Here is a 24168-nt window from a genome sequence, read left to right as displayed (position 1 = left end):
GTGCCACGAGTGAATTACGATGGCGCCATGAGCAGGACGGAAGTGGAAGGGATGGAGGCCCGCGCGACGCAGAGCAGCGAGGCGGTGGGCTCCTCCAGACCCGAGGAGAATCTGGCGCGCGAGGCGTGGAAGCCGCTCTTCGAGCTCATCCAGGAGCGCATGCGGCACTTCCCGGGACTGGCGGCGGAGTTCGACCTGTCGACGGTGCAGGCGCACATGCTGCGAACGCTGGGCTACGGCCCGCAGCCGATGAGCGTGATGGCCAGCTACCTGGCGTGTGATGCCTCGAACGTGACGGGGCTGGTGGATAGGCTCGAGGCGCGGGGCCTGGTGGAGCGGCGCAGCGCGGAGCACGACCGGCGGGTGAAGCTGCTGTGTCTCACGGCGGCGGGCGCGGAGGTGCGGCAGCGGCTGATGGAGCGGGTGGCCGAGCCGCCCGCGGCCATCTCGGCGCTCTCGGCGGAGGACCTGCGCGCGCTGCGCGACGTGATGGTGCGCGCGGTGGCGAAGCTGAGCGAGCAGCGGGAGGCCTCGCGCGGGAGCTGTGCTCCGCTGCCCGCGCGAGACGACAAGCCGGGCTAGTCCAGCAGGAAGGTGTAGGCGTACTTCATCTCCGTGGAGACGGCCTCTCCGCCCTTGATGGCGGGCTTGAAGCGGAAGCGCTTGATGGCGTCGCGCGCCGCCTCGTTCAGTCCGTAGCCGGGGCCGGAGATGATCTTCGCGGCCACCACCTTGCCCTCGGGATCGATGGTGATGGAGAGCGTGACGGTGCCCTCGATGCCGGCGCGCCGGGCCTCCTCGGGGTAGGGGATCTTCACCTCGGAGGCGACCTGGGGCTCGGAGTCCACCTGGTAGATGGGGGTGTACTTGGGCGCCGCGTACTCCTTCACCTCGCTGGGGGCCTTGGCCTTGCTGTCCACCTTGCCGTAGGCGGTGTTGCCCACGGGCGCGGCGAAGCCGCCGGCGGCGGTGGTGGAGGACATGGAGATGCCCACCACGAGCGGCACCGGCTTGGTGGGCTCGGGGGGCGGCTCGTTGGGCGGAGGCGGGGCCTGCTCCGGCGGAGGCGGGGGCGGCTTCTCCGCCTGGGCCACCTTCACGGGGGGCGGCTTGGGCGGGGGCCTGGCCTTGGGAGGCTCGGGGGGCTTGGGCTCCTCCTTGGGGGGAGGGGGCGGAGGCGGAGGCTTCTGCACCTCCACCATGACGAGCTCCACCGGCTTCTGCGCCTCGTGGATGGCGCGGTCCTTCATGCGGCTGAGCGCGAACAGGCCCACGCCGTGCAGCGCCAGCGAGACGAGCACGAACACGAGGGCCCACTGCGACGAGCGGCGTGGAGGCAGCGGGTTGTCGAGAATCGCCTGGCTCATGGGCGCCTCGCCTCAGGGACTCGCGGGAGCCGCCGCGGGTGTGGGCGCGGCATCCTTCTGGATGTTGAGGGCGAACTTGGCGATGCCCTGTCCCTTCACCACGTCGATGAGGTGCATCACCCGGCCGTACGGCAGGCTCTGGTCGGCGCTGATGATGGCGCGGGTGTCCTTGTCCTTGGCCACCGCCTCGGCCACCTTGCGATTCAGCTCGTCCTCGGGCACCTCGGTGCCGTCGAAGTAGAGCTTGCCGTCCTTGTCGAGGACGACGTTGACGAGCCCCTGCACCGTCTCGCCGCCGTTGGCGGCGCGGGGCAGGTCCACCTCCACCGTCTCGCGGACGATGAAGTTGGCCGTCACCATGAAGATGATGAGGAGCACCAGCACGATGTCCACCAGGGGCGTGACGTTGATGCCGGTGATTTCCTCTTCGTTGTCCTGCTGCGCACCGCCGGCCATGGCCTAGCGCCCCTCCGCGGAGGTGGCGGTCTTGCGGCCCTCGGCGCGCAGGCTGCCCACCAGGGCGAAGCCCAGGGCATTGGTGCGGCTGGTGAGCGTCTTGAGCTGGCGGTTGAAGACGTTGAAGGCGACCACGGCGGGGATGGCCACGGCCAGGCCCACGGCGGTGGCGACGAGCGCCTCGGAGATGCCGGCCATCACGGTCTGCTGGATGGCGGCGCCCTTGACGTTGGTGGCGCCCAGGTCGTTGAACGCCTTGATGATGCCGAGCACCGTGCCGAACAGGCCGATGAACGGCGCGTTGTTGCCCAGGGTGCCCAGGAAGGACAGGTAGCGCTCGTACTGGGGGCGCTCGCGGGAGACGGTGGAGGCGATCACCTGCTCGACGGTGTCGGGGCCCTGGGCGGTGGAGTCGAGGCCCTCGCGGATGACGGCGGCCTCCATGCCCTTCTTGCCCTGGATGGCGGCGCGCACGGCGTCGAACTCGCCGCGGGCCAGCTTGACGGCCAGGGCCTCCGAGTCACTGAGCCGGTGGGTGGCGAAGTAGACGGCGCGCTCGAGCATGAGCGCGATGGAGAGCACGGACAGGGTGACGAGCAGCCACAGCACCCACTCCGCGCTGGAGAGAGTGACGCCGAGCAGCTTGCGGCTCAGCCAGCCGAGCTCGGGCTGGCCAGCCTGGACGAGGAGAAGGAGGGACGTCATGGAAGCCTGCATCGGTGAGAGGGAACCAGCAGAACACCGGCCTTGCGTGGAAATGCCACGTGCTGGTTGTGTCACGGGGTCCATCGGGACCCGAGGCTCGAACAGAGCGCCGCATCCATTCTTCTCCGGGGACAAAAAGTCAAATGAATCGGCAGGTTGGCGCTCGTTTCCCAGGCCGCAAGAAAGGACCTGGAGCGGCTGACCCCGCCAGGGGCCGACGGAGCTGAGGCCCGCGCTGGGAGTGTGAGGCGGAGAAAGTGGGAAGACGTGTGCTTCCCTGGGTAGAGGGACGCCTGGCTTCTAGGGGAGCGTGTGCCGCAACTGCTCGAGCCACTCGAGTGCGCCCGGGGCGCCATGGGCCAGGAAATCGAAGCGGCCGGCGCGCACCTGAGCGATCAGGGGAGCGTCCGAGGCGACGAGTTCGGGCGTGCTCCAGGGGAAGAGCAGGGCGGGAGAGCCCGTATGGACGTACTCGAGGTCGACGGCCATCCGCTCCAGGTAACGGGAGTAGGTGTCGAAGAAGCGGTCGACGCTGGAGGCGACGGGGATGGCAAACGGAGCTTCGTGACCGTCGATGTAGACGACCGGTTGGAGCGCGTGGGCGTTGGCCAGGGTGGGAACGGTGCCGAGGTAATAGGAGAAGCCCGTCTTCTCTCCGAAGACGAGACAGGAGCGAAAGGGCTCCGCTCCATCTTCCCTCAGCCGCTCATTCCACGGAACGAGATCCATCCATTCAGAGCCGGGTCGGTAGAGAGTGAGTGGACCGAGTTCAGCGGCGCCCAGGCGCGAGTAGACGGCTGCCAGCTGAGGGTCCACAGGCTCGCCGAAGAGCAGCTCTCCAGCTTTGGGCGCGGTTGAGAGCGGGGGAGAGAGGCTCAAGGCGAGGGCGTGGCGCTGGCAGATGCCGACGAGCCGGTCGAATCCTGGAAGCGGGGCCGTATCAGGCATGCAGCCTTGTCTCTCAGCTCATGGAGTCAGTGATGCTTTGAGTGCAGCCATCTCTTCCAGCGCAGCATTCTTGGCGTTGGCCAGAGCCGAGGCCTCTCTTGGATCGAAGCGCTTCCCGAACCAGCGGTGGTAATGGCGGTGGATGATCTCCACTGCCCGCTCGACGTCCTGAGGTTTCATCCGTTCCGAGGCTCCTCCAAGTGAGCGCCAGACAGCACTGATGCTGCGGTGAACATCCACGTGGACGGCCGTGAGGTTGAATCCGCCGTTGATATCCAGCTTCGGGAAGAGGTGGGCATACTCCATCGGATGGAGGTGATGCACCTGGTAGAACTTCATTTCCTGGGTTCCCAGCAGCCTGGCGAACTGAGGATTGTACAGAGTGAAGTACTCCTGGCGTGCCCACTCGCGGAGTCTGTCCTTGGCATAGTTGTCCAGAGGCGTGCTCAACACTCTCTCCAGGCGGCTCATGAGGGCACCGAACTGCTGCCTCTCCGCCACCGTGAGTGAGTTGAGCCCCTGCGTCTCCACCTTCATCCACAACTGTTGGAGGAGCACACGCTCCTCGGGAGCCGCACGCACCAGCACGGTACGGAACCAGCTCACCGCGCCTTTGCCGCCCCGCGCCAGGACGGAGGTGATGGTGGGGGCCGCCACTTCGATGAGCACCAGAGCGCGCTTGATCAGCAGGCCGCCCACGACGGCGTAGGCGATCTGCTCCAGGGTGAAGCCCGCCGCGAGCACCGCGTATTGGCGCGACTGATCCTGGAACTCGACGAGGATGTGCTCGTGCAGTGCGCGGTACTCCTGGTGGAAGTCCGCCACCTCCATGGGCGGTGGCGGTGGCTCCAGCGTGCGAGCTTCCACCACCTGCCAGCGAGGCTGGGCGTCTCCGTGCCTGTGCCTGCCGTGCAGCGTGAGGGCCACCGAGCGTTCGCCCATTCCGCGCATGAAGGGCAGCAAGGCTCCGAGGACCGTGGTCACTGCTTCCTCGCCAGGGTGGAGGAGGGGGCCATCGCCCGAGGAGTCCAGTTCTCCCGGCTCCCAGCCCACGAGCCGCTGGTCCTCCAGCATCAACCGCACCACCAGGCGAGAACTGCCATCGCGAGACACGCCCAGCAGCCTCGTGACGCGTCGCGCCATGTCCAGTGCCTGTCGGTACTCTTCATCGGAGGTGCCAGCGCGAGTGGAGGGGAGCGTCCTCGCGTAGGCGGGCGGAGAGTCGCGTGAGGACGTGTCGAGATCCACGCTCCAACGTTTCTCCTGCCTCTCAAGGGAGAGGGTGAGTTCTCGCGGTCGGGTCCCCAGCAGAGTGGGGAACTCTCGTTCGAGGCGCTGGAGGAACGCCCCTCGGCTCACGGGGACCGCCTGCCCATCGCCTTCCTCGATGAGTCGCAGGGAGAGGAGCGTGAGGGCGCCAGCATGAGACCAGAAGCGGAACTCCCATCTGGCACCGGGAGAGTCCGTGGCCCTCACCACCGTCCAGAGCGTTTGCACCGCGTGTTCTGTTTCCGCGCGTCGTGCTCGCTCCAGTGTCGCGGTGTCAGCCTTCCACGAGGGGACAGGAAGGCGCTGGGACTCATCGGATGAGGAATCTCGGGTGACATGCGCAGCCGAGTCGTAACCCGAGAGCCTGAACTCGCGAGCCGTCGAGCCAGCCGAGCGAGTGGCACAGGCTGGCAGGAGGCTCATGGCCAGGACGAGGAGCGCCGAGGGGAGCGCCAGGGAGGTGCGGCAGTGCTGGGACAGCTTCGCAGCATGAGCCATGAGGGGCAGGCTACCGCGAGGGCGCCGTGAGGCTCAGGCTGGAGCGCGTCGGATCGTGCTCGCAGCTCCGGCCATTCGCGGACCAGGAGAGCTTGCCCTGCCACGCCATACCCGAAGCATGCCCCTTGTGAGCGCGGCTACGTCCCGGGCGGCTTGTGAAAGCCCCTCCGGGTGACCGACACTCTGTCCCGTCCATGGCCGTCAGTGAAGAACGCCGGTTCCAGGCTCTCGTGCTCGCGCCCGTGCGGCGCGTGCAGCGGCGTCTCAACGCGGTGGCCTGGGCCGAAGCGGGCATCGGTCCGATGTGGGCCGCCGTCACGCTCTGTGTCGTGGCTCGCCTGCTCCTGCGCGATACCGCCCTGTGGGCCGCGCCCCTGTTCCTCCTGGCCGGTGGCTTGTGGTGGGGACTTCGCGCCCGCCACCGAGGCATCTCCCTGGAGCAGGCGGCGGTGCTCGCGGATCGCTCGGCCAACGCGGGCGGCCTGCTGCTCACCCGCCTGGAGCGCCCCGTCGGAGAGTGGGAGCTCTCCGTCAACCAGTTCGCTCGCGCCGTGAAGCCTCCCGAGGTGCGCTGGCGGCGTCCCGTGGGCGCCCTGCTCGGCGCGCTCGTGTTCCTGGCCGTTGGCTTCCTCCTGCCACTGCCCGCCCCCTCTCCCCGCCACATCAACGCCGCTGCCGCCGCCAAGGTCGCCGCCGTTCAGGCCAAGGCCGAAGCGCTCGCCAGGGAGGAGCCGCTGGGCAGTCCCATGGACGAGGAGCTGCGCCGGCTGGCCGAGGAGGTCGCCGAGGGTCGCTTCGACTCCGCCGACTGGGAGGCCGCCGATGGGCTGGACAAGCGGATTTCCGAGCGCGCCGCCGAGGCCGCCGCGGAGCTCGCCGGAGCCGCCGAGGCCGCTCGAGAATTGGAAGAGGAGCTGGGAGCCGCCGGAAGCGCGGAGAGCGTGGCCCGCGAGCGCGAGGAACTGGAGCGGGCCTTGATGGCGCTCTCGGATAGCCAGGGGACGGCAGGCGAGAACGGTGCCCAGGGCCAGCGCGAGGCCAACGGCGAGAACGGTGCGAAGGGCGCGAACGGGGAGAACGGCGAGAACGGCGCCACAGACAGCCAGGGCACGGAGACGGGGGGCCAGCAGGGCTCCCAGGGCCAACGGAAGGCGGCGTCCGGACAGGCGGGAGGAAACCTCGATCAGATCTCCGACCTCCGTCGCTCGTTGGAGCGACGACAGCAGCAGCTCGCGGATCGCTTCGGCCAGGGCAATCCCAGCCAGCAGGGGAGCGCAAGTCGGTCTGGCTCGGGACGGCGGGGCCAGGGGAGAGGACAGGGACAGGGCGAGCAGGAAGATGGTGAGGGTCAGGGGCAGGGTCAGGGGCAGCGTGGCGGGCACGCGAGCCGCTCCGTGAGGGAGGGCAAGGGAGCGGGAGTGGGGCGCGGGGGGGAGAGCCGGCCGCTCGTCTTCGGGGACGCGGCGGAGATGGATCCGGATCGCCTCGAGTTCCAGCCCCTGCCAGAGGGCCAGGGCGGCGAGGCGAGCGAGCTGTGGGGACTGAAGGCCGCGGAGCCACGGCGGGAGGGCATCATGGTGGTGCCCTCGCCGACGCAGGGCACGGGGGCGCAGGGCGACGCGACGCCGGGGTACTCCACCGGGCCGTTGCTGCCGCGCAACCGCGACCTGGTGAAGCGATATTTTGGCAGTCAGTGAAACGAGAGGAGCGGACGTGTCTGAGCTTCTGAGCCCCGCCGAGGTGCAGGGGGCGGCGGAGGTGGCGGCCCAGCTGAAGAAGGGCCTCAACCAGGTGCTGCTCGATCAGGAGACCGTCGTCGAGCAGGTGGTGGTGGCGGTGCTCGCCCGAGGCCACGTGCTGCTCGAGGGCCTGCCGGGTCTCGGCAAGACGGAGCTGTGCAAGGCGCTCGCGCGGCTGCTCGCGCTGCCGTTCCGCCGCATCCAGTTCACTCCGGACCTGCTGCCCGGCGACATCACCGGCACCTACGTGCTGGAGGGCGAGGGCCGCCGCGAGTTCACCTTCCGCGAGGGCCCGCTCTTCGCCAGCATCGTCCTGGCTGACGAGATCAACCGCTCCAGCCCGAAGACGCAGTCCGCCCTGCTGGAGGCCATGCAGGAGCGCAGCGTGACGGTGCTCGGGCAGACCCGCTCGTTGCCCGACCCCTTCTTCGTGCTGGCCACGCAGAACCCCATCGAGCTGGAGGGCACCTACCCGCTGCCCGAGGCGCAGCTCGACCGCTTCCTCTTCCGCGTCCAGGTGCCGCCCGTGGGAGCCAAGACGCTGAGCACGCTGCTCACCACCCGTGTGAGAGGCGCCCCCCCCGCGCTGCCGCCCGTGCTCGACGCGGAGAGCCTCGGGCGCCTCTTCGCCGCCACGGACCGGGTGCACCTGCCCGGGCCGGTCGCCGACTTCATCGGCCGCCTGGTGGAGGCCACCGACCCGCGCCAGCCGCACGCGCCGGACGCCGTGCGCCGCTTCGTCCGCTATGGCGCCTCGCCGCGCGCCGCGCTGGGACTGGCCGCCGCGGGCCGGGCCCTGGCGCTGCTGCGTGGCAAGCCCAACGTAGGGTTCGACGAGGTGGTCGCCGTGGCGCCCGCCATCCTCAACCACCGGCTGGTGCTCGCCTACGAGGCCTCGCTGGAGAAGGTGGCGTCCACGGAGGTCATCCGAGCGCTGATCCAGGCGGTGCCCGAGGTGCCGCGTGCGTAGGCTCCTGGCGCCCTGGCTGCTGCTGCCCTCGCTGCTCGTCGCGGGCCTCGGGCTCGCGCAGCCTCAGCCTCCCGCGGTGGTCGCGCCCGCGAAGCCCGCGGAGGAAGCCGGTGAGGCGAGCGCCGCGGAGGACCACATGAAGGACCTCGCGGAGGACACCTCGAACCAGAAGGAAGCGGAGGCCGCGGCCGAAGCGCCTCCCCCCGCGGAGGAGTGGGAGGTCGAGGCCGAGGAGCCCGAGCGATTCGGCTACGCCGATACGACTGGCACCCTGGAGAACCTGGAGGATACGGACGGGCTGCGCGTCTCCGTACGCACCGGCTCGCTGCGCGGCAAGCGCGGCTTCGCTCCTCTCGAGGTGACGCTGCAGAACCTGGACTCCGTGCCGCGCCCGCTGCGCCTGGGCTTTCAGGGGTATCGCTCGGGCTCTCCCTCCACCGTGCGTGAGGTGGAACTCGCACCGCGCCAGCGGCTGACCACGTACCTGCTCGTTCCCTCCGCCGTCCCCTCCGGCCTCTTCTCCGTGGAGGGGCCCAATCTCCGCAAGCGCACCAGTGGCATCTACCTGAACGAGGGGGATGCCCTCGCCACGCTGGTGCTGGGCACGTCCAAGGCCTTCGAGGCGGGGACCGGCCTGTCTCGCGTCGAGAACAGCAAGTCCCCGCTGGTGAATACCCGGTTCATGTCCGTGGAGGAGGCGCCGCGGGAGCTGGCGGCCTACTCCGGGTTCCCCGCCGTTATGGTGACCGGGGAGGTGGCCTCCGTGCCCGCGGATGTCTGGGCCGCGCTGGAGAACTACGCCGCGGCGGGAGGCTCGCTCATCCTGGCGCGGCCGCCGCGAGACGTGCTCCAGCGCCTGCCCCTGCTCGAGCCCGAGCCGGAGCGGCAGGCGTGGAACGCGTACGCCTTCGGCCAGGTGTACCTGTGCCAGTCCGGGGCGGAGGACTGCCGCGATGCCCTGCTGTCGGTGGTCGAGAACGGCAAGCCGCACCTGGAGCCCATCGGCCCGCCGCAGCGCTGGGAGGAGGCGCGGTCCGCCTTGCGCGGAGGCGAGTGGCCGCTGCTGCCCAACGCCCTGGTGCCGGTGGGGCGCTTCCTCGTCCTCATCTTCCTGTTCTCGCTGGTGGTGGGGCCGGGAGGGCTGATCCTGGCCCGGCGCAAGGGGCCCGTGGCGCTGCTCATCGGCGTGCCGGCGGTGGCGTTGCTCACCTGCCTGATCATCGTCGGGGACTCGTTGCTGGGAGACGGCTTCGTCACGCACGCCTCGCGCTACAGCTACACCTGGCTGGACCGTCCCAGGGATCGCCTGGTGACGTCCGCGGTGGGGGGGTACTACGCCAACCTGGCGCTTGACAGGGTGCAGCTGCCCTCCACCGGCGTGCTGGTGGCGCCGGACGAGCTGGAGGACTGGACCGTGGACGTGAGCTGGACGGGCGGGGGCATGGTGGCGGAAGGCTTCCTGCCCTCTCGCACCTACGTGGAGTGGGGCGAGCTGGCCGTGCTGACGACGCGCGCCCGGCTGGTGGTGCGCCAGGAAGGCGCGGGGTGGAAGGTGCAGAACGCGCTCGGGGCGCCGCTCCAGGGAGGGCTCGTGAGGCTCGGCAAGCGGCACTACGCGCTGCCCGAGCTCGCCGATGGCGCCGAGGGGATGGCTACGGAGGTCCCGTCGGGCAAGGAGTCCCTCGGGCGGGTGGTGAGCCCACCGGTCAGAGTGGAGATCCGCGCGCAAGGCATCCGGAGCAACTTCATGCTGCCGCTGGAGGAGGGGGACTTCATGGCGAGGCTGGGAGGCCCGGGCTTCGCGCCGCTGGCGACGCTGCCGGCGCAGCTCCACGAGGGCACTCACTTCATGCGCGGACAGGTGGACAAGCCATGAGCGGCCCGCGACGAGTCGAGGTGGGGCGATGAGCCTGCTGCAGGTGAAGGGGCTGCGGCGCGACTATGGCGCGCTGCGCGCGGTGGACGAGGTGTCCTTCGAGCTGGAGGCGGGCACCATCCTGGGCTTCATCGGGCCCAACGGCGCGGGCAAGAGCACCACCATGCGCATCATCGCCACGCTGGACACGCCCACCGCGGGCGAGGTGCTGCTGGACGGGCAGTCGCTGGTGGATGCGCCGGACAAGGCCCGGCCGCTGATCGGCTACATGCCGGACCGGTACGGCACCTACGACGACGTCACCGTCTGGGAGTTCCTGGACTTCTTCGCGCGCGCCTATGGCCTCAAGGGCGAGGCGCGCAAGAAGCGCGTGGCGTCGGTGATGGAGTTCACGGGGCTCCTGCCGCTGAAGGACAAGCTCACCAGCGCGCTGTCCAAGGGCATGCGCCAGCGCGTGGCGCTGGGGCGGACGCTGCTGCACGACCCGAAGCTGCTCATCCTCGACGAGCCGGCGGACGGGCTGGATCCGCGCGCCCGCATCGAGCTGCGAGAGCTGCTGCGAGCGCTGGCGGACCAGGGCAAGGCGGTCCTCATCTCCAGTCACATCCTCACGGAGTTGGCGGAGATCTGCGACACGTGCGCCATCATCGAGCAGGGCCGGCTGCTGGCGACGGGCAAGGTGGCGGACCTGCTGGCGCAGAGCCAGAGCGGAGGGGGGAGCGAGCTGACGGTGCGGCTGGCGGTGGGCGCGGACGGGGAGGCGGCGTACGCGCGGGCGGAGAAGGTGCTGCTGGAGCAGCCACGGGTGGGGCAGGTGGCGCTGGAGGCGGACGGGCTGCGGGTGCGGCTGGAGCTGGAGCCGGGCGCCACGCGGACGCAGGTGGATGAGGCGGCGGCGCGGCTGCTGGCGGCGCTGGTGGGGGCGGGGGTGCCGGTCTGCGCCTTCAGCCACCGGGAGCTGAACCTCGAGGATGCGTTCATGACGGTGACGAAGGGGAGGGTGGCATGAGCGCGGCGGTGGAGAGCGCGGCGAAGGCGCCCCTGGGCGAGCGGCTGGGGGACCGGCTCAACCCGCTGGTGGTGAAGGAGATCCGCCAGGGTGTGCGTACCCGCGTGTTCTGGGTGTGCTTCGGGCTGATGCTGCTGGCGTGCGTGCTGCTGTCGCTGATGGCGTACGCGGACGTGCGGGATGGGGGCTATCGGCCTCGGGGGGGCAGGTACTTCTTCAGCTACTTCGTGTGCCTGGGGCTCGTGCACTTCTTCGTCATCCCCTACAGCGCGTACCGCTCGCTGGCGCGAGAGCGCGAGGACGAGACGTGGGTGCTGCTGGCGCTCACCGGGCTGGGGCCTCGGCGCATCCTGCGCGGCAAGGTGATGTCCTACCTGGTGCAGGCGGCGCTGTACGCGTCCGCGGCCGGGCCCTTCCTGCTGTTCAGCTACTACCTCAACGGCATCTCGCTGCCGACGATCCTGGTGGTGCTGTCGCTGGGAGCGGCCTGGCTGATGTTCCTCACGGTGCTGGCGGTGTGCGCGGCGACGCTGGCGGACGGCCGGCTGGGGCGGGCCTTCGTGCACTTCCTGGTGCTGGGGGTGCTGGCCGGGGCGGTGTTCCAGGGGCTGGTGGCAGCCTTCGCGCTCAGCGAGGAGAGCTCCCGGTTGATGCGCGAGAAGGAGTTGCCCTACGTCATCGGCGTGGCGCTGTGGCTGATGCTCAGCTACGGGTGGCTGCTGTACGAGGCGGCCGCCGCGCGGCTGTCGCTGATCACCGAGAACTACTCGTGGGGGCCTCGAGGGGCGCTCGTGGTGCAGATGCTGATCACCGCGCTGGGGGTGCTGGGGGCGTGGGTGAAGGAGGGCTTTCCTCGGGAGCTCGCTGCCGTGGCGGGAATCCTCGGGTGTCTGCACCTGACGATGGCGGGGCTCTTCGTCATGTCCGACGTGGACGGGCAGGCGCGGGCGCTCCGGGCGAAGACGCGGGCGTGGAGCCTGCTGCGGCCAGGCGCGGTGCGAGGGTTCCGGCTCGCGGTGCTGCTGCTGGTGGGGTGGGCGCTCTTCTGCACGGTGCTCGGGTGGAGCTCCTCCGGTACGCGCAACAACTGGCGCTCGCTGCTCCATGCCACGGCGGCCGCGGGAGCGTACCCGGTGCTGTTCCTGTCGGCCGCGGTGCTGGTGGCGAAGCTGCCGCGCTCGGATCGGCTGGCGTCTCCGGCGGCGGTGCGCATCCTGTTCATGGCGCTGGCGGGCCTGGCCGCTGTGCTGCCGCCCCTGCTGGCCCTGTTGATGGAGGAGTCCGCCGACAACGGGCTCATCAACCTGCTCAACCCCGTCGTCGGGCTCGTCAACTTCGCGACGCATGACTACGCGACGGACCAGCCGAAGATGACGGTGGAGCTGGTGTACTTCCTCTGCGGGGTGGCCGCGCTGGCGGCCTTCGGCGCGGATCGGGCCCTGGTCGAGCGCGAGCGGCGGGTCCACGCGTCGTGAGCGGGGCGGCGGACGAAACCGAGGTGGCGAGGCTGGCGCCGGGGCTCGCCCTGGCGCTGCCGCGCGTGCCTCACCGGGGGCAGCTGGGCGAGGTGCGCGCCACCTCCGCGGGCGCCTCGCTCGAGCTGCACGACTTCCGCGTCTACCAGCCTGGGGATGACTTGCGGCAGGTGGACTGGAACGCGGTGGCGCGCACCGGGGAGATCATCCTCCGCGTGCGCCAGGAGGAGGTGTCTCCGCGCCTGGAGGTGCTGGTGGATGCCTCGCGCTCGGTGGCGCTGAGCCCGACGAAGGAGGCGCGAGCGCGGGAGGTGGCGCTGCTGGCGCTGGAGGTGGGCGCGCTGCAGGGGCTGGCGCCGACCCTGCTCACCACGAGCTCGCGGCCGGAGCGGGCGCAGGGACAGGTGTGCCGCTCGGCGCTGCGGACGACTCCATTCGACGCGAGGGATGATCTGTCCGCGGCGCTGGGGCGGATGCCGCCGCTGCGACCGTGTGGCCTGCGCGTGGTGGTGAGCGACTTCCTGTTCGAGACGGACCTGTCCGCGCTGGCGGCGCGGCTGGCGAGAGGGGCCTCGGCGCTCTTCCTGGTGCAGGTGCTGGACGCGGAGGACGTGGAGCCGTCGGGAGGCGAGGGGGCTCGGCTGGTGGACTCGGAGAGCGGGGCGGCGCTGGAGGAACTGCTGACGGAGGACGTGCTGGCCGCGTACGCGCGGCGCTTCGCGGAGCACCAGCGTGGGCTGCGGGCCGCGGCAGTGCGGGCGAGGGCGACGCTGGTGACGGCCGCGGCTCCGGAGCCGCTGAGCGCGCTCGTGAGAGGCCCCTTGAGGCCGCTCTTCCTGGCGGGAGGGAGCGCGTGAGCTTCGGCTTCCCATGGGGGCTGCTGGCGCTGGGGGCGCTGGTGCCGCTGGCGGCGGCGTACTTCCTGCGGCGGCGGCAGAAGCCGGTGACGGTGAGCGCGCTCTTCCTGTGGCGCACGCCGCGTCCGCGCGCGGAGGCGGGTCCCCGCTTCGAGCGCTTCACGCGCGAGGCGTCCCTGCTGCTGGAGACTCTGGCGGTGATCGCGGCGTCGCTCTTCCTGGCGGACGTGCGCTTTGGCGACGACGTGCGGGCGAGGCACGTGGTGCTGGTGGTGGACGGCAGCCTCTCGCTCTCGGCGCGGGGGCCGGACGGGGTGACGGTGCTGGAGCGCGTGAGGCGCGAGGCGGCGAAGCGGCTGGAGGAGGAGCGCGCCACGCGGGTGACGGTGCTGGCCAGTGGCTCGGCGCCACGAGTGCTGGCGGGGCCGGAGACGGAGCCCTCGAAGGGGCTGAGCGCGTTGGAGTCGTTCCAGGCGCAGGGGGCGGACCACGAGGTGACGGCCACGCTGCTGTGGGCGCAGGAGCTGGCGGGGCCGGGCCGGCGGGTGCACTTCTTCACGGATGTGCTGCCCGCGGAAGGCGTCGTGGTGCCGCCAGCAGTGAGGTGGACGGCGCTGGGAGCACCGCGAGACAACGTGGCGCTCGTCTCCGCGCAGCGGCGGGACGAGGGCACGAAGGCCACGGTGACGCTGCGGGTGGCGCGGTTCGGCGGGCCGGAGAGCGTGGAGGTTCGGGTGCGCGCGCAGCCGGGGCCGGGCGCGAAGGAGGGCACGGAGCAGCGCGAGCAGGTGCAACTGCCAGCGGAGGGAGCGGCGACGGTACGCTTCACCTTCGAGAACGCGGGGGACGTGGAGGTGACGCTGCCGCAGGACGCGCTGCCGGAGGACGGGCAGGCGAGGCTGGTGCCTTCGGCGGCGCGCCCGGTGCGAGTGGCGCTGGCGGAGGGCCTGGATGCCCCCGCGCGTCAGGCGCTGGAGCGGTTCCTGGTGGTGGCTCCGGAGGTGGAGGCTGGGCCGGGAGAGGGCGCGATGCTCATCGGCCCACGAGGGACGGACGCGAAGGTCACAGTGGGAGCGGGAGGCACGCTGCGCACGTTCCTGGGGCCCTTCTTCTCGGAGAAGGGGCACCCGTTGCTGGACGACGTGCAACTCGCGGGCGTGCGCTGGACGGCGGGGGACAATCCGCCGGGCCGCGCGCTCATCACCGCGGGAGACGCGGTGCTGGTGTCCGAGGAGGAGGGTCGCGTCCACCTGAACGTGGAGGTGGCGCGCTCCAACCTGCAGCGCACGCCGGCCTGGCCGGTGTTGTTGGGCAACGTGCTGCGAGAGGCTCGACGCGCGAGAGAGGGATTTCCCCGCAGACAGCTCACGCTGGGGGAACCGCTGCCGGTGGTGACGCAGCCAGGGGCTCGCTACACGCTGGTAGGCCCGCTGGGAGAGAAGCCGGTGTTTGGAGCCGGTGCGCTGACCCTGCCCGCGCCGCAGGTGCCGGGCCGCTACACGCTGGAGCGGGACGGTGAGCCGGTGGACGTGACGGAGGTGCTGGCCCTGGACGCGCGCGAGTCCGACCTGCGTGGGCGCAGCAGCGGCGAGCGGGATGCGGAGGCGGAGCAAAGGGATGAAGGTAGCGCGGGCTCATCCGGCCGTGCGCGCTGGCCGCTGCTGGTGCTGCTGGGAGCCCTGCTGGCGGACTTCTACGTGACGAGGCGACGGTAGTCTCCTCGCCGAGCCTCGGCCTCTATTTGCGCGCTCAGGCTGAACCTGCTTGCTAATCCTCTTCAGGGAAGTTGGGGGAGGGAGTGGGGCGCGAAGCCAGGAACTCGCCGGTGGTGTCGTGGACAGGACGGGGCGGCGACTGGAGTCCGAGGCGCCCACCTGAGCGCTGGCGAGCCCCCACTCCAAGCTCATGGCCGGGACCAGCCACGCAGGACTCCCCCACGTCCATCGGCAGAGCGGCCTGATACTCGCTGGGGACAGGCTCCCTTTCCACGGCATTGGAAGCTTCCGGACACGGGGCAGGTGGGCCCTCGGCGTCTGCTGCCGGCAGTGCCGAGCAGGAAGGAGGCACCCAGGCCAGCATCAGGGTGGGGGGATAACAAGGACTGCCAGGAGCACCTCCGGTGGAGGAGCGAAGGGCGGGAGGAGCCTCCATGGGTTCGCGGCCGCAGGAATTCTCCTGCACCGCTCCAACGGAGAGCGGGGCGGGTGGGGCCGAGGGTGCGTTCCGGCTCGAAGTGGCACACGCGAGGGTGCCCCCCTCCTCGTGGACCGGGGGCCTCCCTGTCGGCTCGACTTGTTGCGAACTGGTATGACAAGCAGACCAGTTGCTGGCGTTCTCGCCCGACACGGGCTCCTCCCCGGCAGGCGAAGGGGGGTGGTGTGCGGTGGGGGCATCGCGTACCGGAGCCAGGCAGGCGAGCAGCGGCTCGTCGGCGGCCTTCAGCAGCGCCGGCAGCTGTTGGCGAAGGGCCTGGGCGTCACGGTCGGCCAGGGCGTTGAACACGCACTGGGCCCACTGCTGGAGGGCCTCGGGTTGCAGCGCGGGGAGCAGCGCGTCCGCCAGTCCCCGGAAGGCCTTCTCCAACGACATCAGGAGCAACATGTGGCCGGGACGGTCCGCTGCTTGGGCCGCCAGCCTCAGCAGGTCGAACTCTCGCTCCACCCACCGGATGCGCTTCTCCTGCCAGCGGGCCTCATCTCTCAACGCGAAGCTGGCATTGAGCAGCAGCTCCACGTCTTGCTGGCTGGCGTGCTCGCAGCAGGCGGCCAGTAGCTCCACCGTCACCTCCCGCTTGAGGGCGAAGTACCCCTCGAGCAGCGGCCGGCGGTCCATGTCTTGGCGGCCCTCGGGCAGCAGCAGCTTCAGGCTCTCCAGCGACAGCGCTTCACCCAGGGGCACCGTACGGCTCTGTCGCCCGGGGTGTTGAACGATGAGTCCTCTGGCGGCCAGCCCCTGGAGGGCGCCTCGGATGGTGGTGCGCGACACCCCATAGCGCTGGGCCATCTGCCGCTCGGAAGGCAGCCTGCCTTTAGGCCACTGCCCCAGGGCAATCGTTTGCTCCAACTGCTCCGCCACTCTCGACACCAGCCCCTTGTGTTCCATCCCCGCCACCCTCCTCGTTGCACGCCTCCTCCATCCAAGCAGAGGCCTCTGACAACGTATGAGGCAGCCCGAACACACATGCTTGTGTCTTACCGGACTTGTCTCAAACAGGTTGGTCGGACAGGTTTTGGACTGGCGCGCCACGGAGCAGGCTCGGGCCCCACCGTTCCGGGCCGCGCCTCACTTCAGCAGATTGAGGAAGACGGTAATCACCACGGCGTTGGTGAAGTCGATGAAGAAGGCGCCCACCATCGGCACGACGAGGAAGGCGCGCGGGGCGGGGCCGAACTTGCGCACCAGCGCCTCCATGTTGGCCACGGCGTTCGCGGTGGTGCCGAGCATGAACCCGCACAGTCCTGCTCCCATCACGGCCGAGTCGTAGTCCTTGCCCATCAGCCGGAACATTGGCCACAGGCTCACCGCCACGGTGAAGGCCACCTGCACGGCCACGAGCACCAGCATCGGCAGGGCTACAGAGGTCAGCTTCCACAACTCCAGCGTCATCAGCGCCATGACGATGAACAGGGAGAGTGCCGCGCCGCCCATCTCCTCGAGCATGGGGCCTGACAGCCTCAGCCACCGCGTCTTGTCGTCGAGGTTTCGCAGGAAGGCCGCCACCAGCATCGCGCCGATGTAGCCGGGCAGCGTCAGCCCGAGCTCCATGAAGCCCTTGCTCACCCATCCGCCTACCCAGAGTGTGGCGAGCATGATGACGACGTGCTTGATGAAGCCCTGGCCGTCAGAGCCCTCTCCCGAGGAACCCTCCGGCTGCGCGCCGATCTGCGCCACCGGGCGGGGAGCCGCCGACGACTTCAGCGAGTTCCTCGTGATGAGGAACGTGCCCACCGGCCCTCCCACCACCCCTCCGGAGATGATGCCCAGCATCGCGGACGCGATGGCGATGGCGGACGCGCCCGCCACTCCGGCCTGCTCGAAGGAGGGGGCGAAGGCCAGCCCTGTCGCAGGGCCTCCCGCCAGCGTCACGGAGCCCGCGAGCACTCCAAAGAGGGGATGGACGCCGAGCGGATAGCTGAGCATCACCCCCACGCCGTTCTGGACGATGGCGAGCACCGTGGCGGCGGCCAGGAAGATGGCCACCTGCGGTCCTCCGAGGCGCATCAGCGACAGCGACGCGGCGAACCCGATGCTCGCGAAGAACGCGATCATCAGCGGGCTCTGGAGCGTCGTGTCGAAGGTGATCGGCGTGTACCCCGCGCTCCGGCAGGCGGCCAGCACGGACGCCACCAGCAGCCCACCAATCACGGGCGCCGGCAGGTTGTACTTCGACAGCGGGGGGATGAGCCGACGCACCCCATGGCCCACGTACAGGGTGATGCCAGCGAACGCCACGGTCTCGACGAGGTTGAGCTGCATGCCGGATGCACCATAGTCGACGCGGCGCCCGTGAGGTCGTTTCCCGCTACCCGCCACCATCCGGAACTCCTTCAGCCATGCCGAACAGAGCAGTTGACGCCATGGATGAGGTGTGCCCAGGCAACCTCTGAGGTAGGCTCGCGGCCGGTGGTCTCGGTGTGCACCTCTTGCCGGAGGGGATTCATGGAAGCGCCGTCTCACGGGCTGGACGCGGATCCGCGCTTCGAGCGTGAGGCCGTGCTGCTCTCGCGCATTCGCCACCCCAGCGTGCCCCGGTTGCTCGAGACCAGAGCATGGCGACACTCCTCCCGCCCTTCTCGGACTCCAGCCGGACCGAGGGACGGTGCTGGCGGCCGGGAGGCGGTGGTCCTCGACCGCCGAAGGAGCTCAATCCTCGGATCGACCCCGAGCTCGACGCGCTCATCCTTCGCATGCTGTCCTTGAATCCCGAGGAGCGTGGCACCGCGGCGGAGCTGGCCGAGGCGATGGAGCGGAGGGCCGCACGGGTCGGCTCGGAAGCGGATGTTCCGCTGTTCGACTGGGAGACGCTGGCTCGCGCGGAGTGGCCCCCCGAGGATGCGGCTGAGGTCAGGCTTCTCGGTCACCGCGTCCGGCGACGGGAGCGCAGAGGTGCAGGTCGCCCTTCAGGCGGATGCCGTTGCACGGGTGAGTGCAGAGCCGCCGAAGATCGAGGCTCCCAGAGAGCACCTCGCGAGCGACTCCAGACATGGCTGCCCTGGCTCACGGCCACGGCGCTGACTCCCGTCCGCACGCGGGCCGACCTCGGCCCCCACGAAATGATCCGGCGCCGCGTCGGACGGATGGCCGCCTGCCTCCCCAGTCCGTTGGACTCGAAAGGTAGGGCGTCAGGCCCGAGGTGATCCGACCCGAAGCGTTGGCGTGATCCACTCCACCGCCAGCGCTTCTCCCTGCGGAACCTCGCGGATCCACCCCACCTCTCGTCAACCCGAACCGGAACTGGAGTTCAGTACGATCCTCGGATCAGAGTCGTCTGCTTCCCGATCGGAAGGGCACCTGGGAGGTTTGCCGCGAAAGGGGATCGGATCGAGCTTTCTGACGTCGGCCCATCGCGTCCGGAGCCGATTTCTCGGCCTCCGGCGCGATTTTCGACACCCGGCGCCGGACTCGTTCCGAGCGCCTTTCTCTCCGACCCGGGCCGTCAGAGGAGGCAGCGCATGGCTCGCCCGATGTGGAAGGGCTCGGTCAACTTTGGTCTCGTGAACGTGCCGGTGCGCATGTACCGCGCCGTCTCTCCGAGGGACATCCGCTTCCACCAGCTCCACGAGAAGGACAAGGCCCGCATCCGCGAGAAGCGCATCTGCGAGGCCGAGGGCGTCGAGGTCCCCTACGAGGAGATCATCAAGGGCTACGAGATCTCCAAGGGCGTCTACGTCACCATCACGCCCGAGGAGCTCAAGGCGCTCGCGCCCAAGGGCACCTACGCCATCGACATCGAGGACTTCGTCCCCGCCGGTGACATCCACCCGCTCTTCTTCGACTCGCACTACCACCTGGTGCCTGAGACGAACGCCGCGCGCGCGTACGCGCTGCTGAGCGAGGCGCTCGAGAGCTCCGGGCGGATCGGCGTCGGCCGGGTCGTGCTGCGGACCAAGCAGTACTCGTGCGCCGTGCGCCCCAACGGGCCCGGGCTGATGCTCTCCACCATGAACAGCGTGGACGAGGTCATCCCCCTGGAGCAGATCGACGGGATGCCCAGCCACATGCCCAAGGTGAACGCCCGCGAGCTGGCCACCGCCGAACAGCTCATCGAGTCCCTGAGCGCCCCGTTCGAGCCCGAGAAGTACCGCGACGTCTACCGCGAGCAGCTCGAGGAGGTGCTGCGCCAGAAGGCCGGAGGCGCGGAGATCCGCGCCTCGCCCACCGCGACCCCCGAGTACTCCGCGCCCGCCAACCTCATGGACGCGCTGAAGAAGAGCCTCGCGGCCGCCAAGCGCACCCGGGAGCGGGAGGAGGAGGCCAGCACGCCTCGCCGTGCCACCGCCACCCGGGCCTCGGGCACGCGTCGGGTCCGCTCCCAGGCGGCGGCTCGTACCTCGCGGCGGCGCAAGCACTGAGCCGTGCCCGCCCGGAACGCCTGAGCCGGAAGCAGCCGGGAATGCGCGGGGGCCATCGTCACAGATGGCCCCCTCACGCTCTCTCTGGATGACCCCCAAGTCGTCACAAGGAGACGTGCCATGCGCAACACCCCCCGTACCGAGAAGAGCATCGAGCGTCGTGAGTCCCCCGCCATCGAGCAGCAGCTGATGGTCTCCAGCGGGCAGCTGATCGAGATCGGCCCCGATGCGCTGCGCGCCGTCGTCGGCGGCAGGAAACCCGTCGTCGAGATTACGGTGAAGCCCGACGGCACCATCGTCATCATCCAGAAGTAGTCCTCCAGGACAGGGCCCACGGTGGGTGTGCCGTGCCCCACCCACCGTGGGCTCCGCCTGTCGCCGCTCGGCTGCACGGGCGGCCGAGAGAAGCGTCGCGCTGCGTGCACTCACCTTGGGCCCTCGCGGATCCTCTGGAACCTGTCCAACACAGGCCTTCCACGAGCGCTTGTTGCACCCGAAGGCCGTGATGACCGTCCCCCCCGCTCTCGAGCGCTGACCCCGCTCGGGAGCGACCGCCGACCGATTGCAACCGTGGGGGATGCACATGACGAAGCGTACTGTCGTGGGTGCCATTGCTGGCGCCCTCGTGGCCCTGGGAGCCCTGCCCGCAGCCGCGCACACCCGGACACCCTGGGAGACGCAGCAGGGGCTGGAGGTGTCGTCCGAGAACCCGTTGGGCCTGCTGCCCTTCACCTGCACTCCGTCCAGAAACGGAGCCGCGTGTGGGCTCAGCGTGGCCGCGATTCCCTCCTCGGGAGCCGAGGGATGGACGGCCGCGCCGGACCCGGACACGAGCGGGTTGGACACCCTGGGGGAGCAGGGCTGTGAGAGCGACGCCTCGTGCGACGACGACAACCCCTGCACCGCGGACATCTGCACCCCCGAGGGGACGTGCAGCAACCCGCTGCTGGCCTGCTACAACGGCCAGCCCTGCCTGGAGCCGACACCTACCCTGACGAGCGGAGGCGCGCTCCCCACGCTGGGCTGCACGCCCAACGCGAACGGCCAGCCCACGCTGGAGGTGAACGGCGACCTGAACATGACGCTCGAGTGCGGCCAGGACGTGTGGGTGGATCCGGGCGCGCGCGCGTATGATGCGACGTGCAGCCCGCTGACGGTGCGCACGTACAACTCCGGCAATGACGCCTACGGCCCGGGCCCGAACACGTGCGCCGAGGGCACCTACTCGGTGCAGTACATCGCCTGGGACGCCAGGGGCCGGACGGTGAGCGCCATCCGCTCGGTGAAGGTGGATGACACGCAGCCGCCCACGTTCAGGCTCAAGGGCGCCACGCACATGACGCTCCAGTGCGGCAACGGGTACGTGGAGCCGGGCTGGGAGGCCTCCGACGCCTGTTACGGCAACATCACCCCCGAGGTGAAGGTGTTCGGCTACCCGAACGGCTGGGTCGCGGGCACGTACACCGTCACCTATACGCTGACGGACAGCGGCGGCAACAGCGCGCCGACGCTGACGCGCACGGTGGACGTCGTCAACTGCCCCTGGTGACGCTCCGAGGGCCGGGGCCCCGTGGCGAGACGGGGCTCCCGGCTCCAGGGAAGTCGCCGTGGGCTGTGGAAGGCGGGAGCCGTAGTAGAGTGACGGCCACTCGTCTTGATGAGCTTCTCCCTGCCGCAGGCGCTGGTGCTGCTCGTGCCCCTCGGGCTCTTCCTCTGGAAGCGCGGGGCACGGCCGGGCATCCCCATGCTCCTGCGGTGGGGGCTGCTGCTGCTCGCCGTGGGCGCGCTCGCCGGACCGGAGCTGGTGCTGCGCGACGCGGGCAGTGATGTCGTCGTGGTGGTGGATCGCTCTCGCTCCATGCCGCTGGACGCCGACCGCGTCGCGCTGGAGCTGGTGAAGCTGCTGGAGGGCCAGCGGCGGCCCGGCGACCGGCTGGGCGTCATCTCCTTCGGTCGCGAGGCGCGGGTGGAGCAGCCGCTGAGCGCGGCGGGCACCTTCGGTGGCTTCTCCCGGCCGGTGGATGCCGATGCCTCGGATCTCTCGGCGGCGCTGGACGCGGTGGGGGTCCTCATTCCCCCGGAGCGCACGGGCCGGGTGCTCGTGGTGTCGGACGGGAGGGCCACGGGCGCGGACGCGCGCGGCGCCGCACGGAGGCTGGCCGCCCGAGGCATCGCCGTGGACTTCCGCCACGTGGCCCGGGAGGAGGCGCCGCTGGACCTGGCGGTCGTCTCGGTGGACGTGCCCTCGTCCGTGACGGCGCGGGAGCCCTTCCAGTTCTCCGCGGTGGTGGTGGCCTCGGGCGCCGTCACGGGTACGGTGAGCCTGGAGCGCAGCGGCCAGCTGCTGGTGAAGGGGCCGTACGAGTTCCGCCCCGGCCCCAACGTGCTGCCGTTCCGGGACCTGGTGGAGAAGGAGGGGCTGGCCAGCTACCGCCTCTCGGTGGAGGCCCCCGGGGATGGCCTGGTGGAGAACGACGAGGGCCGCGCGGTGCTGCGCGTGGAGGGGCCGCCCAGGGTGCTGCTCCTCACCCGCCAGCCGGGAGGAACCTTCGCGAAGACGCTGGAGGCCACCGGGATGCGGCTGGAGGTGCGCGAGCCCTTCCAGCTCTCCCTGGACACGCTGGACGGTGTGGCTGCGGTGGTGCTGGAGAACGTGGATGCGAACTCCCTGGGCGAGCCCGGGCTGAACGCGCTGGCCGCGTACGTGGAGCAGGCCGGCGGCGGGCTGGTGATGACGGGAGGGCGGGACAGCTTCGGCCAGGGGGGGTACCGGCGCTCGGCGCTGGAGCCGGTGCTGCCGGTGTCCCTGGAGCTGCGCGAGGAGCAGCGGCGCACCTCGATGGCCATGAGCGTGCTGATGGACTGCAGCTGCTCCATGGGCGCCACCGTGCCGGACGGGCGCACGAAGATGGAGGTGGCCGCCGAGGGCGTGGTGGGTGCGCTCACGCTCCTCAACGAGAGGGACGAGGTCTCGGTGCACATGGTGGACACCCAGAGCCACGAGATCTTCCCCATGAGCCCGGTGAGCGGCGGGCTCCCGCTGGACGAGGTGGCGCGCGGCTTCAGCGGCGGCGGCGGCATCTACGTGGGCGAGGCGCTGCGCACGGGCAGGAAGGAGATCCTCTCGAGCGACAAGGCCACGCGCCACGTGCTGCTCTTCTCGGACGCGGCGGACTCGGAGGAGCCGGACGACTACAAGGCGACCATCGCCGCGCTGCGCAGCGAGAACGTGACGGTGTCCGTCATCGGGCTGGGGACGCCGAGCGACTCGGACGCCAGGCTGCTGCAGGAGGTGTCCGCGCTGGGCGGCGGGCGCATCTACTTCGCCCAGGACGCGCTGAGCCTGCCGCGCATCTTCAGCCAGGAGACCATCACGGTGGCGCGCTCGGCCTTCGTGGACGTGCCCACCTCCATGGAGGCGGCGCCGGACCTGCCGCTGCTCGGGAAGCTGTCGCCGCAGGGGCTGCCCCAGGCGGGCGGCTACAACCTCACGTACCTCAAGCCCCGGGCGAACGTGGCGCTGCGCACGCTGGACGAGAACGCCGCGCCGCTGCTGGCGCTGTGGCCGCGAGGCGCGGGGCGCTCGGTGGCCTTCATGGGAGAGGTGGACGGGGAGTTCAGCGGCGAGCTGCGCCAGTGGAGCGGGCTGCGGGCGGCGCTGGAGAGCATGGTGCGCTGGGCCATGGAGGGCGGTGGCAAGCCGGAGGGCGAGGCCGTGGCCCGGGCGGAGCGGCAGGGCAACCTGCTGCGGGTGACGCTGGACCTGGCGCCCGGAGAGCCGATGCCCACCGCGCTGCCCACGCTGGTGGTGCTGCCGGGCGATGGGAGCTCCGCGCCGGTGGAGCTGCCGATGCGCTGGGAGGACGAGGATCGCCTGGCGGCCGAGTACACGCTGCCCGGGCGCGGCACGTGGCACCCGGTGGTGAAGCTGGGCAACCGTGCCCTGCGAGCGCCCCCAGTGGCGCTGCCCTACGCGCCCGAGTTCGAGCCGGGCAGCCCGAAGGAGGGCAGGGCGGTGCTGGACGCGGTGGCGGCGGTGGGCGGAGGCGTCGAGCGGCTGTCCATGGTGGGCCTGTTCGCGGAGGCGCCGGTGTCCGAGGGCCGCGTGGCGCTGGCTCCGTGGCTGGTGGGGTTCGCGGTGCTGGTGCTCCTGGCGGAGGTGGTCGTGCGCCGCTTCTTCTCCACGCCGCAGCTGCGCAAGCCCGCGCCCGCGAAGGTGTCTCGGCCGGCGCAGGTTCCCGCGATGGCGACGGCCGGGGCGACTGCGAGCGCTCCGGCGCGGGCCCGGGAGGCGCCTCGGGAGGCTGGCCAGGAGCAGTCTTCCGCCGAGGGGGACGCGAAGCCTCCACCGGAGAAGCCCGCGGGCAACGTGGACTCGGCGCTCGAGGCGGCGCGCGCCCGCTCGCGCAAGCGTCTGGGGCGCTGAG

At 70.6% G+C, this 24168-nt stretch carries 19 protein-coding genes; 12 read left to right on the top strand and 7 right to left on the bottom strand.

Annotated elements, in window-relative coordinates:
• Positions 1-51 precede the first annotated feature (51 nt).
• Positions 52-582: a MarR family winged helix-turn-helix transcriptional regulator gene (locus KY572_RS20210; RefSeq protein WP_224244701.1), complete on the top strand. Its 531-nt coding sequence runs from the start codon at positions 52-54 to the stop codon at positions 580-582.
• Here KY572_RS20210 and KY572_RS20205 read toward each other — a convergent pair.
• The 5 genes from KY572_RS20205 to KY572_RS20185 all read right to left on the bottom strand — a co-directional run bounded on the left by KY572_RS20205 (position 579) and on the right by KY572_RS20185 (position 4307).
• Positions 579-1367: an energy transducer TonB gene (locus tag KY572_RS20205; RefSeq protein WP_224244531.1), complete on the bottom strand. Its 789-nt coding sequence runs from the start codon at positions 1365-1367 to the stop codon at positions 579-581. The genes KY572_RS20210 and KY572_RS20205 overlap by 4 nt on opposite strands.
• Positions 1368-1379: 12 nt before the next feature.
• On the bottom strand, positions 1380-1823 hold the full coding sequence (locus tag KY572_RS20200; RefSeq protein ID WP_224244530.1) for an ExbD/TolR family protein: 444 nt from the start codon (positions 1821-1823) through the stop codon (positions 1380-1382).
• A gap of 3 nt (positions 1824-1826) precedes the next feature.
• Positions 1827-2528 carry a MotA/TolQ/ExbB proton channel family protein gene (locus tag KY572_RS20195; RefSeq protein WP_224244529.1) on the bottom strand — a complete coding sequence of 234 codons (702 nt, stop codon included), beginning with the start codon at positions 2526-2528 and terminating at the stop codon, positions 1827-1829.
• 300 nt (positions 2529-2828) lie between these two features.
• Positions 2829-3257 carry a hypothetical protein gene (locus tag KY572_RS20190; RefSeq protein ID WP_224244528.1) on the bottom strand — a complete coding sequence of 143 codons (429 nt, stop codon included), beginning with the start codon at positions 3255-3257 and terminating at the stop codon, positions 2829-2831.
• 237 nt (positions 3258-3494) lie between these two features.
• The gene (locus KY572_RS20185; protein ID WP_224244527.1) at positions 3495-4307 is read right to left on the bottom strand and encodes a hypothetical protein; all 813 of its coding nucleotides are present in this window, start codon (positions 4305-4307) and stop codon (positions 3495-3497) included.
• Between the two features lie 1166 nt (positions 4308-5473).
• On the opposite strand from KY572_RS20185, the gene KY572_RS20180 reads away from it, so the two are divergent.
• From KY572_RS20180 to KY572_RS20150, 7 genes are read left to right on the top strand one after another with little or no spacing between them, the layout of a single operon-like run.
• Positions 5474-6940, top strand: a complete 1467-nt coding sequence (locus KY572_RS20180) for a hypothetical protein (RefSeq protein ID WP_317987872.1) — start codon at positions 5474-5476, stop codon at positions 6938-6940.
• A gap of 16 nt (positions 6941-6956) precedes the next feature.
• Positions 6957-7952 carry an AAA family ATPase gene (locus tag KY572_RS20175; RefSeq protein WP_224244525.1) on the top strand — a complete coding sequence of 332 codons (996 nt, stop codon included), beginning with the start codon at positions 6957-6959 and terminating at the stop codon, positions 7950-7952.
• Positions 7945-9828: a hypothetical protein gene (locus KY572_RS20170; protein WP_224244524.1), complete on the top strand. Its 1884-nt coding sequence runs from the start codon at positions 7945-7947 to the stop codon at positions 9826-9828. Before KY572_RS20175 ends, KY572_RS20170 begins: the two co-directional genes overlap by 8 nt.
• 28 nt (positions 9829-9856) lie before the next feature.
• Positions 9857-10837, top strand: coding sequence for an ABC transporter ATP-binding protein (locus tag KY572_RS20165; RefSeq protein WP_224244523.1), 981 nt, complete (start codon positions 9857-9859; stop codon positions 10835-10837).
• The gene (locus tag KY572_RS20160) at positions 10834-12312 is read left to right on the top strand and encodes an ABC transporter permease (RefSeq protein WP_224244522.1); all 1479 of its coding nucleotides are present in this window, start codon (positions 10834-10836) and stop codon (positions 12310-12312) included. The genes KY572_RS20165 and KY572_RS20160 overlap by 4 nt, the downstream gene beginning before the upstream one ends.
• A gap of 23 nt (positions 12313-12335) precedes the next feature.
• The gene (locus KY572_RS20155) at positions 12336-13169 is read left to right on the top strand and encodes a DUF58 domain-containing protein (RefSeq protein ID WP_407659979.1); all 834 of its coding nucleotides are present in this window, start codon (positions 12336-12338) and stop codon (positions 13167-13169) included.
• Positions 13166-14884, top strand: coding sequence for a BatA domain-containing protein (locus KY572_RS20150; RefSeq protein WP_224244520.1), 1719 nt, complete (start codon positions 13166-13168; stop codon positions 14882-14884). The genes KY572_RS20155 and KY572_RS20150 overlap by 4 nt, the downstream gene beginning before the upstream one ends.
• A 52-nt stretch (positions 14885-14936) precedes the next feature.
• On the opposite strand, the gene KY572_RS20145 is transcribed toward KY572_RS20150, so the two are convergent.
• Both KY572_RS20145 and gltS read right to left on the bottom strand, forming a co-directional pair.
• Positions 14937-16271: a FadR/GntR family transcriptional regulator gene (locus tag KY572_RS20145; RefSeq protein WP_224244519.1), complete on the bottom strand. Its 1335-nt coding sequence runs from the start codon at positions 16269-16271 to the stop codon at positions 14937-14939.
• Between the two features lie 180 nt (positions 16272-16451).
• The gene (gene gltS / locus KY572_RS20140; protein WP_224244518.1) at positions 16452-17645 is read right to left on the bottom strand and encodes a sodium/glutamate symporter; all 1194 of its coding nucleotides are present in this window, start codon (positions 17643-17645) and stop codon (positions 16452-16454) included.
• Between the two features lie 1196 nt (positions 17646-18841).
• Between gltS and ku the strand changes: the two genes are divergently transcribed.
• The 4 genes from ku (at position 18842) to KY572_RS20120 (ending at position 24167) form a co-directional block, all read left to right on the top strand.
• Positions 18842-19741, top strand: coding sequence for a non-homologous end joining protein Ku (gene ku / locus KY572_RS20135; protein WP_224244517.1), 900 nt, complete (start codon positions 18842-18844; stop codon positions 19739-19741).
• 120 nt (positions 19742-19861) lie between these two features.
• A complete protein-coding gene (locus KY572_RS20130) occupies positions 19862-20056 on the top strand; it encodes a hypothetical protein (RefSeq protein ID WP_224244516.1) in 195 nt (64 codons plus the stop codon).
• 268 nt (positions 20057-20324) lie between these two features.
• Complete coding sequence (locus KY572_RS20125) at positions 20325-21290, top strand: DUF5011 domain-containing protein (protein ID WP_224244515.1); 966 nt, start codon at positions 20325-20327, stop codon at positions 21288-21290.
• A 108-nt stretch (positions 21291-21398) separates the two neighbouring features.
• On the top strand, positions 21399-24167 hold the full coding sequence (locus KY572_RS20120) for a VWA domain-containing protein (RefSeq protein WP_224244700.1): 2769 nt from the start codon (positions 21399-21401) through the stop codon (positions 24165-24167).
• Position 24168 lies beyond the last annotated feature (1 nt).

It is taken from the genome of Hyalangium gracile (genome assembly GCF_020103725.1).
Taxonomy (GTDB): Bacteria; Myxococcota; Myxococcia; order Myxococcales; family Myxococcaceae; genus Hyalangium; species Hyalangium gracile.
Note: the sequence above shows the minus strand (reverse complement) of the source record. Positions and strands in the feature narration are given on the sequence as shown.

Excerpts from the sequence above, each read along its gene's own strand:
- KY572_RS20210 (WP_224244701.1), top strand. The coding sequence starts at position 52 with ATGGAGGCCCGCGCGACGCAGAGCAGCGAGGCGGTGGGCTCCTCCAGA.
- KY572_RS20205 (WP_224244531.1), bottom strand. The coding sequence starts at position 1,367 with ATGAGCCAGGCGATTCTCGACAACCCGCTGCCTCCACGCCGCTCGTCG.
- KY572_RS20200 (WP_224244530.1), bottom strand. The coding sequence starts at position 1,823 with ATGGCCGGCGGTGCGCAGCAGGACAACGAAGAGGAAATCACCGGCATC.
- KY572_RS20195 (WP_224244529.1), bottom strand. The coding sequence starts at position 2,528 with ATGACGTCCCTCCTTCTCCTCGTCCAGGCTGGCCAGCCCGAGCTCGGC.
- KY572_RS20190 (WP_224244528.1), bottom strand. The coding sequence starts at position 3,257 with ATGGATCTCGTTCCGTGGAATGAGCGGCTGAGGGAAGATGGAGCGGAG.
- KY572_RS20185 (WP_224244527.1), bottom strand. The coding sequence starts at position 4,307 with ATGGAGGTGGCGGACTTCCACCAGGAGTACCGCGCACTGCACGAGCAC.
- KY572_RS20165 (WP_224244523.1), top strand. The coding sequence starts at position 9,857 with ATGAGCCTGCTGCAGGTGAAGGGGCTGCGGCGCGACTATGGCGCGCTG.
- KY572_RS20160 (WP_224244522.1), top strand. The coding sequence starts at position 10,834 with ATGAGCGCGGCGGTGGAGAGCGCGGCGAAGGCGCCCCTGGGCGAGCGG.
- KY572_RS20145 (WP_224244519.1), bottom strand. The coding sequence starts at position 16,271 with ATGGAACACAAGGGGCTGGTGTCGAGAGTGGCGGAGCAGTTGGAGCAA.
- gltS (WP_224244518.1), bottom strand. The coding sequence starts at position 17,645 with ATGCAGCTCAACCTCGTCGAGACCGTGGCGTTCGCTGGCATCACCCTG.
- ku (WP_224244517.1), top strand. The coding sequence starts at position 18,842 with ATGGCTCGCCCGATGTGGAAGGGCTCGGTCAACTTTGGTCTCGTGAAC.
- KY572_RS20130 (WP_224244516.1), top strand. The coding sequence starts at position 19,862 with ATGCGCAACACCCCCCGTACCGAGAAGAGCATCGAGCGTCGTGAGTCC.
- KY572_RS20125 (WP_224244515.1), top strand. The coding sequence starts at position 20,325 with ATGACGAAGCGTACTGTCGTGGGTGCCATTGCTGGCGCCCTCGTGGCC.
- KY572_RS20120 (WP_224244700.1), top strand. The coding sequence starts at position 21,399 with ATGAGCTTCTCCCTGCCGCAGGCGCTGGTGCTGCTCGTGCCCCTCGGG.